The sequence below is a fragment of the Shewanella sp. genome, assembly GCF_051658185.1.
In the GTDB taxonomy this organism is placed as follows: Bacteria; Pseudomonadota; Gammaproteobacteria; order Enterobacterales; family Shewanellaceae; genus Shewanella.
On sequence record NZ_JBOFMC010000250.1, the window covers coordinates 1 to 15,814 of the forward strand.

The 15,814-nt window shown below is 48.0% G+C and carries 11 protein-coding genes; 2 read left to right on the plus strand and 9 right to left on the minus strand.

Going from position 1 to position 15,814, the window contains the following annotated elements:
* Nucleotides 1-176: 176 nt before the first annotated feature.
* Nucleotides 177-926: a DUF3334 family protein gene (locus ACRCZA_RS09790; protein ID WP_438674257.1), complete on the minus strand. Its 750-nt coding sequence runs from the start codon at nucleotides 924-926 to the stop codon at nucleotides 177-179.
* Between the two features lie 357 nt (nucleotides 927-1,283).
* On the opposite strand from ACRCZA_RS09790, the gene ACRCZA_RS09795 reads away from it, so the two are divergent.
* A complete protein-coding gene (locus tag ACRCZA_RS09795) occupies nucleotides 1,284-2,915 on the plus strand; it encodes a methyl-accepting chemotaxis protein (protein ID WP_438674258.1) in 1,632 nt (543 codons plus the stop codon).
* 109 nt (nucleotides 2,916-3,024) lie between these two features.
* Nucleotides 3,025-3,282, plus strand: a complete 258-nt coding sequence (locus ACRCZA_RS09800) for an HPr family phosphocarrier protein (RefSeq protein ID WP_438674259.1) — start codon at nucleotides 3,025-3,027, stop codon at nucleotides 3,280-3,282.
* Between the two features lie 100 nt (nucleotides 3,283-3,382).
* On the opposite strand, the gene ACRCZA_RS09805 is transcribed toward ACRCZA_RS09800, so the two are convergent.
* From ACRCZA_RS09805 to ACRCZA_RS09840, 8 genes are all read right to left on the minus strand, one after another.
* A complete protein-coding gene (locus ACRCZA_RS09805) occupies nucleotides 3,383-4,816 on the minus strand; it encodes an efflux transporter outer membrane subunit (protein ID WP_438674260.1) in 1,434 nt (477 codons plus the stop codon).
* A gap of 4 nt (nucleotides 4,817-4,820) precedes the next feature.
* Nucleotides 4,821-6,791: a MacB family efflux pump subunit gene (locus ACRCZA_RS09810; protein ID WP_438674261.1), complete on the minus strand. Its 1,971-nt coding sequence runs from the start codon at nucleotides 6,789-6,791 to the stop codon at nucleotides 4,821-4,823.
* Nucleotides 6,792-6,793: 2 nt separating this feature from the next.
* Nucleotides 6,794-8,005, minus strand: coding sequence for an efflux RND transporter periplasmic adaptor subunit (locus ACRCZA_RS09815; RefSeq protein ID WP_438674262.1), 1,212 nt, complete (start codon nucleotides 8,003-8,005; stop codon nucleotides 6,794-6,796).
* A 1,119-nt stretch (nucleotides 8,006-9,124) separates the two neighbouring features.
* Nucleotides 9,125-10,564 (minus strand): pyruvate kinase, encoded by a 1,440-nt coding sequence (pyk, locus tag ACRCZA_RS09820; protein ID WP_438674263.1) that lies wholly within the window; start codon nucleotides 10,562-10,564, stop codon nucleotides 9,125-9,127.
* Between the two features lie 126 nt (nucleotides 10,565-10,690).
* Nucleotides 10,691-11,983 (minus strand): phosphopyruvate hydratase, encoded by a 1,293-nt coding sequence (gene eno, locus ACRCZA_RS09825; protein WP_438674267.1) that lies wholly within the window; start codon nucleotides 11,981-11,983, stop codon nucleotides 10,691-10,693.
* An 83-nt stretch (nucleotides 11,984-12,066) separates the two neighbouring features.
* The gene (locus ACRCZA_RS09830; protein ID WP_438674264.1) at nucleotides 12,067-13,209 is read right to left on the minus strand and encodes a glycerate kinase; all 1,143 of its coding nucleotides are present in this window, start codon (nucleotides 13,207-13,209) and stop codon (nucleotides 12,067-12,069) included.
* 11 nt (nucleotides 13,210-13,220) lie between these two features.
* Nucleotides 13,221-14,486 (minus strand): GntP family permease, encoded by a 1,266-nt coding sequence (locus tag ACRCZA_RS09835; RefSeq protein WP_438674265.1) that lies wholly within the window; start codon nucleotides 14,484-14,486, stop codon nucleotides 13,221-13,223.
* 122 nt (nucleotides 14,487-14,608) lie between these two features.
* Nucleotides 14,609-15,775 carry a sugar diacid recognition domain-containing protein gene (locus ACRCZA_RS09840; protein WP_438674266.1) on the minus strand — a complete coding sequence of 389 codons (1,167 nt, stop codon included), beginning with the start codon at nucleotides 15,773-15,775 and terminating at the stop codon, nucleotides 14,609-14,611.
* Nucleotides 15,776-15,814: the final 39 nt, after the last annotated feature.

Sequence of the window (15,814 nt, forward strand, 5' to 3'; positions counted from 1 at the left end):
TCTAGGCTCGCAAATCCCCGCCGTCGGCTGACACCGGCAAACGAAACTTACCCCATACTGTTGGACACACGTCTCACGGCTTTCTCATGGTTATCCCGATGGTTTTATCAAACTGATGGCTTTATCAAAATAATGCCCTTTGTTTGATAAGTTAACGCTGGGGGAATGCTCCCCCACTAAATCCCCAATTGATCCAGCAAGTCCTCGGCATCGACATGATCTGATGTGCTATTACTGCTGTTGATATCCGTCGATTTGTGCACCACTTTTTGCCAAGGGGAAACAGGGTTGACACTGTGATGCTTTGCTGTGGCGCTCTGCCCTTGTCCATGTTGCTCAAGCAGGCTATCGGGATCGAATTCTTCATCATATTCAAATTGATCTAACTTAATAAATTCGGTTTTATCCATGGCAAATTCGAGATAAAAAATATGATTATTTTCGGTCTTGAAAGAGACTCGCTTCGCCATCGGCTCATCAAGATTCGCGTCGATAGAAATGGTCAGCTCTTTGTTAATAGTTAACATTTTCGGCTGACTTTGGCTAATGGAGGTTTGTAATTCCTTCGACACTTTACGAATAAAGTCCCCCAGAATTTGATTCATGAGCTCCCCCATCACATTACCGACTTCGTCGGAGGTATGCGTAAAAGCTAACTCAGCCTCAGGCATCCCCATATTGAGCATGTAACGGCGATAGATTTCAATCGCCGCCTCGGCAGAAAAATTGATCACCACTAATCCCGAAAACCCGCCATCAAAAATCGAAAAACAACCCAGATCGGGTTTTAGACGAGTGCGGGTAATGCTTTGCACCATACCGGCATGGCTCACATTGCTGGCGCTTGTACTCGATAAAACATGGGCCACGGAGTGGCATAATTTTAATAAGATATCATCGGATGTCACAATCATATTGGTAGTCATAGGGGTTTCTCAAACCGGATTATGGAGTAATCTTGCGCGTAAATGTCCAAAAAATCAAAATTAAAACAATTGATTAGCACAATATAATATGAAAACTCCGCAAACATGCTTTAAATTTTTGATCTTTAATCACTTATTTTTATCGACCATTGTACTATCAGACTTGCCCAGCTCAGACTCAAGACAGGCCGAGATCGCCAAGGCGTTAACATTAGCTAAACCCTCACACAAACGACATTTTTGCCAAAAACTCGATTTAAGTTCAATATTTTGCATCATTTTTAACGTGACCAATTCAATTAACCAACATGGCCGGGTATATTGACGCTCTTAAATGTGAGCAGCTAAGGAGCATCGATGATCACTTTTTTGCGTCAATTCACTATTTTGCAAAGATTAATGATGATGTTAATGCTGGCGGCCATTGGGACCGTCTGTTTTGCCAGCTTCTCGATAAAAGAACAATACGATAATTTAGTCACCCAAAAATGGTTGCAGATCGATGGTCAATTAAACTCCATCTTAAGTGTGATTGACGTCTTTCGTCAGCAAGCCCTCACCCAAAATGCTAATCAAGCGCAACAAGCCGCTAGCGCATTAATTCAACAAACCCGTTATGGCAATCAGGGATACTTTATTATTATCGATGATAGCAATCAGTTCCTCGCCCATGGCGATAACGCCGCGCTGATTGGCACTTCAGCCCTCACCTATCGCTTAGCAGACGGCAGTACGCCTTTTGCCACTATGTTGCCCCTCGCCCGTAAGTTTGGCAAAACCACCTTAGAGCATCCGGTTATCGATCCTGTGACCCGTGAGCCAGAACAAAAACTGACCGAGGCCCGCTACTACCCTCAATGGGGGTGGACGGTGATTACGGGTGCCTATTTAAGTGATGTTAGCCATAGCCTTGAAGATGTGGCGATTAACTATCTAATTATCATGCTGTTAATTTCTTTGCCGATTTTTGGTTTTTTCCTGATCCTTAATCACTCGATTACCGCTCCGCTTAACGCGGCTATCAACGCATTGGAAAATATCGCCCAAGGTGACGGGGATTTAAGCCAGCGCCTCAAGGCGCAGGGCAAGGATGAGATCGCCCATCTGGCGCAGGCCTTTAACGTGTTTGTCCAAAAAATGGGGGATATGGTGCAGCACCTTCAACCCTTAGGGCACGCCTTGGATGATGCCGCGAAACAATTGATCCATGCCGTCGATACCTCCAACCACAACGCCGAAGAGGTGCACCGCGAAACCAGCAGTGTCGCCACTGCCGTGAATCAGATGCTTTCAACCACTCAAGAAATGGCTACCCATACCCAACAGGCCGCCGATGCCGCCAATAGCGTCAAAGCGCAGGCCCAGCTAAGCCAAGTGGTGATCGATAACACGGTGCAACACAGCGAAAAACTGGTGTTAGAGCTACGCGAGGCTGAACATATCACCCAAAAACTGGGCAGCGCCTCGGAGCATATTGGCCGGATTTTAGAGGTGATCCGCAGCATTGCGGAGCAAACCAACCTGCTGGCACTCAACGCCGCCATTGAGGCCGCTCGGGCAGGCAGCCACGGCAGAGGCTTTGCGGTGGTCGCCGATGAGGTGCGCGCCTTAGCCAACCGCACTCAGGACTCAACCAATGAGATCCAAAAAATCATCAGTGAGATCCAATTGGGCGTGAGCTCAGTGATGAAAAGTAACAGCCAAACCCAACAGCAATCCGATGAACTGCAAGCTCAAGCAAGGGAAGCAGGCAATGCCATGGCCGCAATATTACAGCTCATTGCGCATATTAGTGATATGAACATCCAACTGGCGAGCGCCACCGAGGAGCAGTCCTTGGTGACCGAAGAAATAAACCGGAATATTTGCAATATCACCGAGTTAACCGAGGTGTCTGTGAGCGCCAATGAAAGCAATCATCTGGCAGCCCAGTCTTTACAAGCCACGAGCCAAGATCTCCCACACACCCTAGGCCAATTTAAAGTTTAAGCTAAGACACTGCGGCCAACTTGGAGCATCCTAGGTGGCCGCACGCAAAATCGTAAACGCCGTCCTGAGTCCCTGACACCCTTAATCCCAGCAGAATGAGTTAAGCAAGATGTACGAACAATCCGTGACTATTACCGCCAAGCATGGCATTCATACTCGCCCTGCTGCGCTGCTCGTCAAAGCCGCCAAGGCCTATCCATGCGATATTGTAGTGGAATGCAATGGAAAACAGGCCAGCGCAAAAAGCCTCTTTAAGCTGCAAACCTTAGGATTATACCAAGGAGTAACCGTGCGCGTTTTTGCAAAGGGTGAGCAGGCCAAAGCCGCCGTTGAACAAATAGCGGCACTGCTAATGATCTTAAAGTGATTTATCACCGCCCTGTCGGGCGAGCTTTCTTATTTCGTTAGCCGTTGCTCGATTGTATCAAGCAACGATAAGAAGCAGCGAGCAACGGACGGAGAGGATGTCAATTATCCGCCAATGGCGGGGCGATATCGCTCCCCCCTAAGGCTTGATAAAGTGTCGCTTGGGAAATCAATTGATTATAGCGATTTTCTAGCAGTGCAGCCTCGGCACTGCGGCGATTCTCCTGGGCATCAATCCAATTTTGAATCCCAATAGCGCCGTGGCGATACTGGCTCTCATAGATAGCTTCAGCCTGTGCGGCGGCGCTAAACTGCTGCGCAAGTCTCTCACCCTGATAGGCAAACTGCTGCTTGGCCGATATTGCGTTATCGACATCTTTAAAAGCGCTATAAAGCGCTTTGCGGTAATTCACAATCGCCGTTTGGAAGTCAATATCGGCAATATCATTATTGATTTGCATTTGATTCCATTGCAAAAATGGCAGCACTAAACCAGCGCCTAAGCTACCAACAGGATTACGCAGTAACTCTTTTAACTCAGAGGTCGACTCACCCACGCTACCGGTCAAACTCAAACTTGGGAAGTAACTTGCGTAGGTCGCATCTTTACTGGCCAATGCCGAACGCAATTGATACAACGCCGCCTTCACATCGGGGCGTCGACCCACTAACTCCGAGGGAACGCCAACACCAATCTCGGGCACCTCGACTGCTGGCAATTGGCTAATCTCCACGGCAACTTGCCCTGGCGCTCGATTTAATAAAATTGCGAGGGCATTCTTGGCTTCGACCAGTTGTTGCTCCAACTGGCTGTGGGCGGCCTCTTGTCCCGCTAAACTGCGCTGAGACTCCAGTACATTGAGCTCTGTTACCGCGCCTGAGACATATTGGCGCTGGGTTAATGCCAGCGTTTGGCGACTGTGTTCAATGCTTTTATTGCTCAGTGCAATACGCTGATGCAAATAACCTATCTGCCAATAGAGCGAGGCCGTGGTAGCAACTAAACTCTGGGCGGTACTCTCTCGATCCTCAAGACTCGCCAGTGCAGTCCACTGGGCTTGATCAATATTGGCCGACACTTTGCCCCAAAGATCCACCTCATAGCTAACCGATAGGTTTGCCTTGTACGCCTTGCTCGAACTGCCCTCCTCCAGCGGTTTATTCACCGACGCCGCATTATTAGAGCTGAGCTGTGGATACAGATCATCCCGCGCTAATCCTGCCTGTAAACGTGCCTTTTGCAAGGTTAAGGTTGCAATAGTCAGATCATGATTGCTGCTAAGCACTTGGCTAATCAGTTGATTCAATTCTGGTTGATTGAATTTCTGCCACCAAGGATCGAGACTAACTTGGCTATCGACCGCGGCATGCTGCCACTGCTCTGGCACCTGCAAGGCTGGCGGCTCAAAATCAGAACGCATCAACGCACCACAGCCCGAGAGCAGCGCAATGCTGACGGCTATCACACTCGCTTTTAATCCCAACGCTAGGTGTAATGTTAAATTATTATGATGCGGTACAACGCGATTATTCATGAATTTACTCTCTTGCTAGTGCATCAACAGGGTCTAAGCGGGCCGCGTTACGGGCAGGAAGGAAACCAAACAACACCCCAATTAGGGTCGAACAGGCAAAGGCGGTGACAATCGAAGTTGTCGAATAAATCATCTGGAAACTGCCGCCAGCTTGAGCAAACACCACGCCAATCAAATAGGCCAAGGCCACCCCAAGCGCGCCGCCACAGAGACAAACCAACACGGCCTCAATTAAAAACTGCCGCAGAATATCACTTTGACGCGCACCGACCGCCATGCGCACGCCAATCTCGCGGGTGCGTTCAGTCACTGATACCAACATAATATTCATTACCCCAATGCCGCCCACCACAAGGGAAATCACCGCAATCGCCGAGATTAATAGCGTCATGGTCGCGGTGGTTTTCTCGATATTCTGCCGGATGGTATCGGTGTTAATGGTGAAGAAATCCTGAGTGCCGTGGCGCATCTTCAGCAGTGTAATAATCCCCTGCTCCGCCGCGTTACTGGGTACGGATTCATCAAGCCTGACGGTAATGCCATCGAGGTATTTCTTGCCCACCATCCGGCCAGAAACCGTGGTGTAAGGCACCCACACATTGAGGGCATCGCTGTTACCAAAGGCACTTTCCTTAGGTTTGGTCACGCCGATAATCCGCACGGGTAAATCCCCTAAGAAGATCACTTGGCCGATGGCAGAGCCCATAACCCCGGTGCTATCAGGGAACAGCTGTTTACGAGTGTTATCATCGATCACCGCATCCTGTGCCAGTGCATCAACACTGTCATCGTCCCAAAATTGTCCTTGAGCCAACTCGTAACCTCGAACACGGAAGAACTCGGGCCCCACACCGTTGACCGATGCCGTAACAGCTTTATTGCCCAAACGCACCGTCGCACTCGAGCTAATACTTGGGGTAACACTATCCACATAAGGTAAATTTTTTAGCGCATTGGCATCGCTAGCGGTTAAAGTGCGCACACTTGCCGAACGCCTATCGCCAAAGCCAGAACCAGGACGAATATCGATGGTATTGGTGCCCATAGAACTAATACTCTTCAAGATTTCCTGCTGCGAGCCTTCACCAAGCGCCACCACCGACACGACTGAAGCAATACCGATTATAATCCCCAGCATAGTTAAAAAGGTACGCATCCTATGGGTCGACATCGCCAGCAGCGCCATTTTTAAGGCTTCAGCATATCTGTCCCACGCCGCCACTCGGGCGCGTGCCTTAGTCTTTGCCGGGATCACTCCAGCCTTTGGCGCAGCCGCTATGTTTGAGTCGGGATTAGGCTCATCACTGATAATCACCCCGTCCTTAATCTCAATAATACGGTCCGCATGCTGCGCCACATGCATATCGTGGGTCACGATAATGATGGTCTGGCCTTCGCGGTGCAGCTCCTGTAACAGCCGCATCATTTCTTCACCGCTGTGACTGTCTAGAGCGCCCGTCGGTTCATCGGCAAGGATCACATCACCGCCATTCATCAGCGCCCGCGCCACACTGACCCTTTGCTGCTGGCCGCCACTGAGCTGATTCGGTTTATGATCGAGACGCTCACCTAAGCCTAAGCGTGATAACAAACTTTCCGCCCGCTCCCGACGTTGTAAGCGATCTTTACCCGCATACACGGCGGGCACTTCGACATTACCTACGGCATTAAGATCGCCAAGCAAATGATACCGCTGGAAAATAAAGCCAAAATGCTCACGCCTCAGCTTTGCCAGTTCATCCGCATCCATCTGCGAGGTATCTTGGCCATCGATAAAGTACGCGCCCTTTGAGGGTTTATCCAAACAGCCCAAGATATTCATCAGAGTCGACTTACCCGAACCTGAGGCCCCGACGATCGCCACCATCTCACCTCGGGCGATTGAAAGATTAATATCTTTGAGTACAGTCAGTTGTTGCTCTCCCGCCTGAAAGCTGCGGTAGCATGCTGACACTTCAAGTAATGGCTTATTCACGCTTAAAACCTCATCGGCGGGCCACGGAACTTCATAGTCGAACCGTCGGCGGGCATTCCGAGCACCACTTGGTCGCCTTCGTTCAGGCCAGACAGGATTTCGGCATTAATTTTGTTATTAATACCGACAGTCACATCCACATATTGCACTTGGTTATCCACCAGCACTGGCACTTGAAATTGCGGCCCACGGGACTTGCGCTCACTTGCCGATGCCGCTTTATCCTGCGGCTTGGCTCGCAATACTTGGGATGGGACTAACAGCGCATCATCTGCCTTAGCGAGCACAATCGAGATCTGCGCCGTCATCCCAATGCGTAAAATGCGGTCAGGGTTTTCAACATCGAACAGGCCATGGTAATAAATGGCATCCGAATCGCTCGAACTCATGTTGCTATCGTCACCATCCATGGAGGTGGGACCGGGTTCAATCGCTCTTAATATGCCGCGGTACGGATGGTTGGGACGACCTAGGATAGTAAAGTACACCTCCTGCCCTGGATGCACATTGACAATATCGGCCTCCGAGATCTGTGCCTTGACCGTCATGGTATCAAGCTGAGCCATTTCCACTATAGTCGGCGTCGTTTGATTGGCATTAACGGTTTGGCCCACGACAACCGCAGAATAAACAACAGTGCCATCGATAGGTGCAGTGATTTTGGTATAACCTAAATCGATTCTGGCGCTGTCGACATTAATCTCAGCCTGTTGTTTTTGCGCTTCTAACTGCTCAAGCTCGGCTTGATAAACCGTGAGCGTAGCCTCGGCTGCTTCAAAATCAGCGCGGGAGCTGGCTTTATCGGCGAGCATTTGCTGCTGACGGGTATATTCAAGTTTTGCCTGACGTATCTGCGCCTGCTTAGCACGGTACTGGGCATTAATGTTTTTAAGGGAAGCGAGCGCATTTTGCAGATTATTTTGCTGAGCTAGGCTGTCGATTTGCGCGATAAGATCGCCCTTTTTCACTTCTTCGCCAAGTGCGACAGGCAAACTCAGAATTTGTCCCGAGACTTGGGCACCGACACTCACCAATTTAGAAGCCTGTAACATGCCATTGGCCAGCACCGAGTTTTCAATATCGCCTCGCCTGACAGGCTCTGTCACATAACTAGGCGCCGCCTCGGGTTTATGCTGCAGAAAATAAGCGCCGGCCCCGAGAAGGGCTAAACCGCTTAATACCAATAGAAGTTTACGCTTGGAGGATTTTGTCATTTTAATTGTCGTGTTCATCAATGCTAATAGGTGCAAGCGTGTATCTTGCCAGCAGATAAAATAGTCCAGTCATTATATAGAGTTAGCCAAGGGTAGTAGACGAAGGAAGTGTCTAGAACAGGTAAAGATTTGCAAATATTTATATAGATGTTTGCAACACAAGTTCCTTTAATCTCGAATTAACATCTCCTTCCCTAAAAGAGGTGGATCCCAGCAGCTAGGCGGCGATGCCCCGCTGCGAGCATATTCTTGGCGGCATTAACACCTCGGACACGCGTAGCGCCATAATGGCTACAAGACCATTCTCTTATTCGCAAACCTGTTCAACCTTTCAGGCTGCTCACGAGAATTTTCCCGCAGCACGAACCGGTTTGGGTTGTGTGCGATTTGTTGACTTCTTCAAAAACAACGCCTGCATGAGCGCATTTGCATTGGTTTTGAGCATTCCCCTATCTGCATCTAATAGGGATTTCGCCATTTGTTTTTTGCCATGCGGAGGGTATTGACGTGACCAACAAAAACAGCCGCATTGTCATCATGCTGTCACTATCCCACACGCTGTAATAGTGACCGCTGAAAAGCACTTGCCGTTTTTCTACTTCGCCGCCCCTGTATTAATGAGTATCCAATCTCATGAGCGTTTTGCACCGCCTGACTTGCGCCAGTTAAGCCGCGATTTTTTAAATTGAACTCTGAGGATGACATATTCTTTGGCGATACATTGCAATGTCTGGCGGTGAAATCCTAGCGTTTTTAGTGTAAGGATGAATATCGAATGCAGATAAAAACCGTCCACATTTTTTAATCGAATCCGAGCTTAATTCGTTAATGCAGTTCCAAACAAATTTAACGCCTTTGGCTTGTTGGACTCATAGGATAATATCGTTGTATGAAGGTCAACTATTGTTAATTTGTTGAAATCGCTCTGGTAATACTATTGATTGACAGAGGATTTCGTTTAGCCATTTCGCCGTCAACCCTCCCCCAAGAGAGCGGGGATATAAGGCAATTTGTGCGAAGCGCCAAGCTCACCAAGAACATTCTTGCGGTCGAGCATGGTCTTCTAGCTGTAGGGATCCACCCTCGTTAGAGGGTGGATGAAGTCAACTACTCGTGAGGTTAAGCAACAACCATTGCTTTCAGTGTGTTGGTGCTGCCAACGATATCCATTGTGTCACCATGGGTCAGTAAAACCAGATCGCCTGATTGCAATTGGCCAGTTTCTCGCAGCATATCCAAAGCGCTGACCGCAATATCTTCAGCCACACAACGTTTGGTATCAAAGGCAATAGGCATAACACCGCGATAAAGCGCCATCTTATTCAGAATGTCCTGATGACGAGATAGAGCAAAGATCGGCAAGTTAGAGTTAATACGAGACATCAGCTGTGCCGTACGGCCTGATTCAGTCAGTGCCACAATTGCTTTGATCCCTTCCAAATGGTTAGCAGCATACATGGCTGACAGGGCAATGGTTTCTTCTAGAGAATTAGAACGAATATTCAGTCGATGGCCAGACAATTGAATGCTTGGGTGCGCTTCGGCACCGAGACATACACCAGCCATGGCTTTAACGGTTTCTTCAGGAAAATCACCTGCAGCAGTTTCAGCAGACAACATCACGGCATCCGTTCCATCCAGAACCGCATTAGCAACGTCCATAACTTCAGCGCGAGTTGGCATTGGGCTGGAGATCATCGACTCCATCATTTGGGTAGCGGTGATAACCACTTTGTTCAGTTGACGACTACGACGGATCAGGCTCTTTTGCACGCCAACTAGCGCGGCATCACCAATTTCAACGCCCAGATCACCGCGAGCAACCATGATCACATCACTGGCACGGATAATATCATCCATGGCGGCTTCATTTTGTACGGTTTCTGCACGTTCAACTTTGGCGACAATCAGCGCATTACAGCCTGCTTCTGTAGCCAATTGGCGAGCGTATTCGATATCCTCTCCTGAACGAGGAAAAGACACGGCGAGGTAATCCACGCCAATTTTGGCTGCAGTGATAATGTCCTGCTTGTCTTTGTCAGTGAGTGCCGCGGCAGATAGACCACCACCTTTCTTGTTGATACCTTTATTATTAGACAGCACGCCAGCCACAGTGACTTTGGTGTAAATTTTGGCACCATTTATTGCGGTGACTTCAAGCTGTACTCTGCCGTCGTCCAACATCAAGATATCACCGACAATAACGTCATTTGGCAGCGCTTTATAATCAATACCCACAACGGACTGATCACCTTCCCCCTTGGGCATATCGGCATCCAGAATAAAAGTGTCATCGATATTGAGCTTGATTTTTTGATTATCTTTAAAAGTAGAAATGCGGATTTTGGGGCCTTGCAAATCACCCAAAATCGCGACATTTTTGTTCAGTAACTTTGCCACTTCGCGCACTTTATTTGCTCGCGCTAAATGATCTTCTGCTGAACCATGGGAAAAGTTCAGGCGCACTACATTTGCGCCGGCAGCAATGATGCGCTTGAGGTTGTCATCTCTATCAGTGGCAGGACCTAAGGTGGTAACAATCTTGGTTCTTCTAAACATATTCATTTCCAAATAGTTAATATCAATAATGATTGGCATGGAAGCGCTGAAATGAGCACCATATCTAAAAACGTTAGGGGATTTAAGCAAACAGTGAGTCTGCCCGCGTCACCGTCATGTGGCTAATTACTGGCCTTTTATCTCGCTCAGTCCTCGGTATGGAGCCTTTTCAGCTAATTGTTCTTCAATGCGCAGTAGTTGATTGTACTTAGCCACACGGTCAGAGCGGCACAATGAACCCGTCTTGATCTGGCCAACTGCAGTGCCTACTGCCAAATCAGCAATGGTGGCGTCTTCTGTTTCACCGCTGCGATGAGAGATAACCGCAGTATAACCAGCGTCTTTAGCCATACGGATTGCCGCCAGTGTCTCCGTCAGTGTACCTATCTGGTTAAACTTAATCAGAATCGCGTTGGCAATCTTATTGTCGATACCGCGAGACAAGATTTTGGTGTTAGTCACGAACAGATCGTCACCGACCAACTGGATCTTGTCGCCCAATATCTCAGTCTGGTATGCCCAGCCGTCCCAATCTGACTCATCCAAACCATCTTCGATAGACACGATTGGGTACTGCTCGGTTAGTGACTTGAGAAATTCAGAAAATTCATTAGAGCTGAATACCTTGCCTTCACCAGATAAATTGTACTGACCGTCTTTGTAAAACTCGGAAGCAGCACAGTCGAGCGCCAGCGTCACATCTTTACCCAGCTGGTAGCCGGCGGCTTCTACGGCCTCTTTAATCACCGCCAGCGCATCGGCATTGGAAGACAAGTTAGGAGCAAAACCACCTTCGTCACCCACAGACGTACTCATACCTTTAGCAGACAGCACTTTTTTCAGGTTGTGGAAGATTTCAGCGCCCATACGTAGTGCTTCACGGAAGCTCTTAGCCCCCACTGGCTGAACCATAAACTCTTGAATATCAACGTTGTTATCAGCGTGTTCTCCGCCATTAAGGATGTTCATCATTGGCACAGGCATGCTGTACTGTCCGGGCGTGCCATTTAGCTCAGCAATGTGAGCATACAGAGGCATACCTTTGGCAGCCGCAGCAGCCTTGGCAGAAGCCAGAGACACTGCCAGAATGGCATTAGCGCCCAAATTATCTTTGTTTTCAGTACCATCCAATGCGATCATAATACTATCCAACTCAGTCTGATCCGTGGCATCTTTCCCCATAAGAGCTGCACGAATTGGACCATTTACATTGGCTACGGCATTCAGTACGCCCTTGCCCAGATAGCGGGTCTTTTCACCATCACGCAGTTCTAGAGCCTCACGGCTACCAGTAGAAGCACCGGATGGCGCTGCCGCCATACCAACAAAGCCACCCTCTAAGTGCACTTCAGCTTCTACCGTTGGGTTACCGCGAGAGTCGATAATCTCACGACCAATAATATGAATAATGTTTGCCATGTTGAATGTACTCACTTAAAAGTTAAAAATGAAATCTACTAAATCCTAAGGGCATCAAATTATGTTGCTATTTTGCTCTTAAATTAGCGGTGGAATTGATATACCGCGGCCACGTTACGGGCCGTCAGCTGCACATTAAACTCTGCCTCTTTGAGAGCCTCTTCCAGTGAGACCGAGCGGGATACCACCGCAAACACAGCATCTATGCCGTGATCATGTACAACACCACAATCAGGTGTCAGACAGCCAGAAATGCCTATCACTGGTAAACCAAATTGCTTAGCACAGCGCGCGACACCAATAGGGGTTTTACCGTGGATGGTTTGGCTGTCGATACGGCCTTCACCGGTAATGACCAACGTCGCATCTTGTAAATGTGATTTGAGGTCTACCGCATCCATCACAATCTCAATACCGGGACGTAATTCCGCTTTCAATAAGCCAATCAACGCGGCTCCCATACCACCAGCAGCACCGGCTCCCGGTACATCTTTAACCTCAACATTCAATTGCTTGAAGATGGTGTCAGCATAATGGCTTAGGTTACTGTCAAGCTGAGCTACCATTTCTGCAGTTGCTCCCTTTTGTGGGCCAAATACCTGTGAAGCGCCTTTAGGACCGCACAGCGGATTATCAACATCACAAGCGACTTCGATGGTGATGTCTGCAAGGCGAGGATCAAGCCCTGAAATATCAATGCTAGCCAATTTAGCCAGAGCACCACCGCCATAACCCAGATCGTTACCTTCGCTATCGGTCAGGCGAATGCCCAGAGCCTGAGCCATACCGATACCGCCATCGTTGGTGGCACTACCGCCAATACCAATGATGATGTGGGATACACCTCGATCCAGGGCGGCTTTAATCAGCTCACCAGTTCCATAAGTCGTGGTAACCAGAGGATTACGTTCGGCTGCTGGCACTAAGTGCAGGCCAGAGGCCGCGGCCATTTCGATAATGGCTGTCTGTTTGCCATCTCTACTGCCAGTGACGCCGAAAAATGCATCAACCTGTGTACCCTGCGGACCCGTGACGTTACAGTGGAACAATTCACCACCGGTGGCATCGATAAGTGAGCGCACGGTCCCTTCTCCGCCATCTGCCATTGGTAATTTGACATATTCAGCATTCGGAAGAACTTGTTTAAACCCGTTTTCAATGGCCTGAGCAACTTCCATTGCAGTTAAACTTTCTTTGTAAGAATCAGGAGCAATTACAATTTTCATAAGTTATGACCTCAGAGAGTAAATCCGAATACACCGAACATCATGGTGGAAACGAAGGCGATCATCAGACCGACAGCAGTTTCGTATGGAATAAGCTTAAGTCGCTCACTCATATGCATATTCACTGAACCGCCGGTGGCGTGGAAGAAGCTGCCATGTGGCATATGGTCAAATACTGTGGAACCTGCATGGATCATTGCCGCGCCAGCCAGCGCTGGGACACCCAGTTCCAGAATCGTTTGACTAAATACGCTTGATGCAACAGCAGTCCCAGCGGTGGTCGATGCTGTTGCCAGTGACATCATGGCACCGGATACAGGAGCCAGTAAGTAAGAAGGCAGACCTGATGCGGTCAGAGCATCAATAAGACCAGATTTCAAGCCTGAATTGGCGATGATCCCTGCCAGTGTGCCAGTACCTAATAACATGACAGCTACAGGTGCCATGCGGCCTAGACCCGAGATAGCAAAGCTGTTAATTTCTTTATACCGCTTCATGGCTATTGCCCCAGCGATACCACCTAATGGCAGCGCCAGCAGTGGATCGATAGCGATACCGGCAATAGGTCTCAGTGACAACAACGCGATAGCAACGAGCGGGGCAACAATGGCAGCACCAAAACTGGGAAGTAAGTGAGAATCGACAGTGACGACTTCATGAGCTTCTACTTTGCTGCCTTTGTTCACCAGTTTTTTGGCTATGAAGTAAGCAAATAGCATTCCGCAAATACCAGGGATGATACCGGCCGCCATTACGCTGGTCAGCGGTACGTTGAATGCGTCAGCCGCCGCAATTGAATTAGGGTTAGGTGACATCACGTTACCAGCTTTACCACCACCAACCATAGCCAGGAGAATAGCCATTTTGGAGATATCGGTACGGTGAGCAATCGCTAGGGCAATAGGCGCTACAGTAATAACAGCAACGTCAATAAATACGCCAACAGCAGTCAAAATCATGGTTGCAAGTGCCAATGCAAACAAGGCACGGGTTTCACCGATACGTTTAACAATGGATTCAGCAATCGACGTGGCGGCACCAGATTCTATCAGCACCCCCGCCAGCACACCCGCTGCCAGTATTCGCAGCACTGCGGTCACAATACCCTGTGCTCCACCGATCATGAGAGACACAGTTTCAGTTAATGATACACCACCAACGATTCCACCAACCAAAGCCCCCAGCATCATGCCATAGGCCGGCGGCACTTTTTTTAAGATCAGAATGATAGCTACAACTAGCGCGACCAGTGCGCCAAGCATCGAAACTTCCACCATAGTATTATCTCCGACAAGAATAATTTCTGAGAATAATTTAGCGGCATCTGATTTTGGCGTCTTTGTGTACGTGTTACAAAACGAACATTAATATTCCCTATTTTTTTGTACATATGTACAAATTAAAATTTAGCCCCAACATTGGCCAGAAGTGACATATACATGAGCACACAGCCATTAAAATCAAACAGATTGATGTCGGTTATCTCGCAGATACGTTCCAGTCGATATCGAATGGTATTGCGATGAAGAGCCAGCGCATCGCTGGTTGCATTAATATTGCAGTTTTGCTGATAGAAAGACTTTAGCGTGCCTGTCAGAACCCCCTTCTTATCGTGCTTTTCCAGCAGTAGGTATGGCTGTTTAATGCGATCAGCATGCCAAGTAACATGTTTCAAAAAGTGAAGACTAATTGGGAGCATAGCGTCATTATAAAAATGAAATTCATTTTTCTCGTTTGAAGAAAAGCGCTCATTAACCTCCATGGTTGCTTTGGCTGACAAATAAGATTGGCTCAAGCCATTCAAATTGGGGTAGTAATCTCCCAAAAAAATTTTCACTGCATATTTTTGGTCGTTTTCGATTCTTTTAAAAAGAGTTTTAATTCGTTCCAGCTCATTTTGTTTCGACCAGGTTTCATTGGTTACTTTGACAGGTTTAAGCACCACCACTTCTTTGCGGGTGACGGATTTAATCGCAACGATATTATCGCGCTCAGGGTTTTCCAATAGATAAACCAAGCGATTAAGATGATCTGAATTGATTTTATGACCATGCTTAGGGAATAGTTTTATGATGGTGGCAATTCTAGGCAGTTTGAGATCCAATTTGAATCTTTCAGCAATATCAGTAAGCTGCTCTTCCTTGAAGAAATCACCATTGATCAATTGAAACACCAATTCTTCACGATGCCTTCTATCCCACTGCACATGAGACATCGCTTCAGCTTGTTCAATGATGAGTTCAGCAATCGATTTAACCAGCGGGATTTGCTCTCTTATGTCATCAGGATCGCCTGATATACCCACAATTCCCACTGGTTTTTGACCAAAAAAAATCGGTACATTAATGCCAGGTTTTACCCCTTTCAGTTGATTAGCGATATTATTATCAATCTCTACAATACGGCAGTCATTGAAGGCGAGCTGTGCCCCTTCATGAATATCATTGATACGAGAAGGATCACCTGAGCCGATAATAATACCATTTTCATCAATCACATTGATGGAGTAGTTGAGTGCAGTCATCACACGATCAACGATTTTCTGCGCGATATTTTTAGATAACATAAGTCCCCGTGGATGGAATGCTATTGGTCACCAAAGATG

Coding starts and splice junctions, on each gene's coding strand:
- ACRCZA_RS09790 (WP_438674257.1), bottom strand. CDS start 926: ATGACTACCAATATGATTGTGACATCCGATGATATCTTATTAAAATTA.
- ACRCZA_RS09795 (WP_438674258.1), top strand. CDS start 1,284: ATGATCACTTTTTTGCGTCAATTCACTATTTTGCAAAGATTAATGATG.
- ACRCZA_RS09800 (WP_438674259.1), top strand. CDS start 3,025: ATGTACGAACAATCCGTGACTATTACCGCCAAGCATGGCATTCATACT.
- ACRCZA_RS09805 (WP_438674260.1), bottom strand. CDS start 4,816: ATGAATAATCGCGTTGTACCGCATCATAATAATTTAACATTACACCTA.
- ACRCZA_RS09815 (WP_438674262.1), bottom strand. CDS start 8,005: ATGACAAAATCCTCCAAGCGTAAACTTCTATTGGTATTAAGCGGTTTA.
- pyk (WP_438674263.1), bottom strand. CDS start 10,564: ATGTTTAGAAGAACCAAGATTGTTACCACCTTAGGTCCTGCCACTGAT.
- eno (WP_438674267.1), bottom strand. CDS start 11,983: ATGGCAAACATTATTCATATTATTGGTCGTGAGATTATCGACTCTCGC.
- ACRCZA_RS09830 (WP_438674264.1), bottom strand. CDS start 13,209: ATGAAAATTGTAATTGCTCCTGATTCTTACAAAGAAAGTTTAACTGCA.
- ACRCZA_RS09835 (WP_438674265.1), bottom strand. CDS start 14,486: ATGGTGGAAGTTTCGATGCTTGGCGCACTGGTCGCGCTAGTTGTAGCT.
- ACRCZA_RS09840 (WP_438674266.1), bottom strand. CDS start 15,775: ATGTTATCTAAAAATATCGCGCAGAAAATCGTTGATCGTGTGATGACT.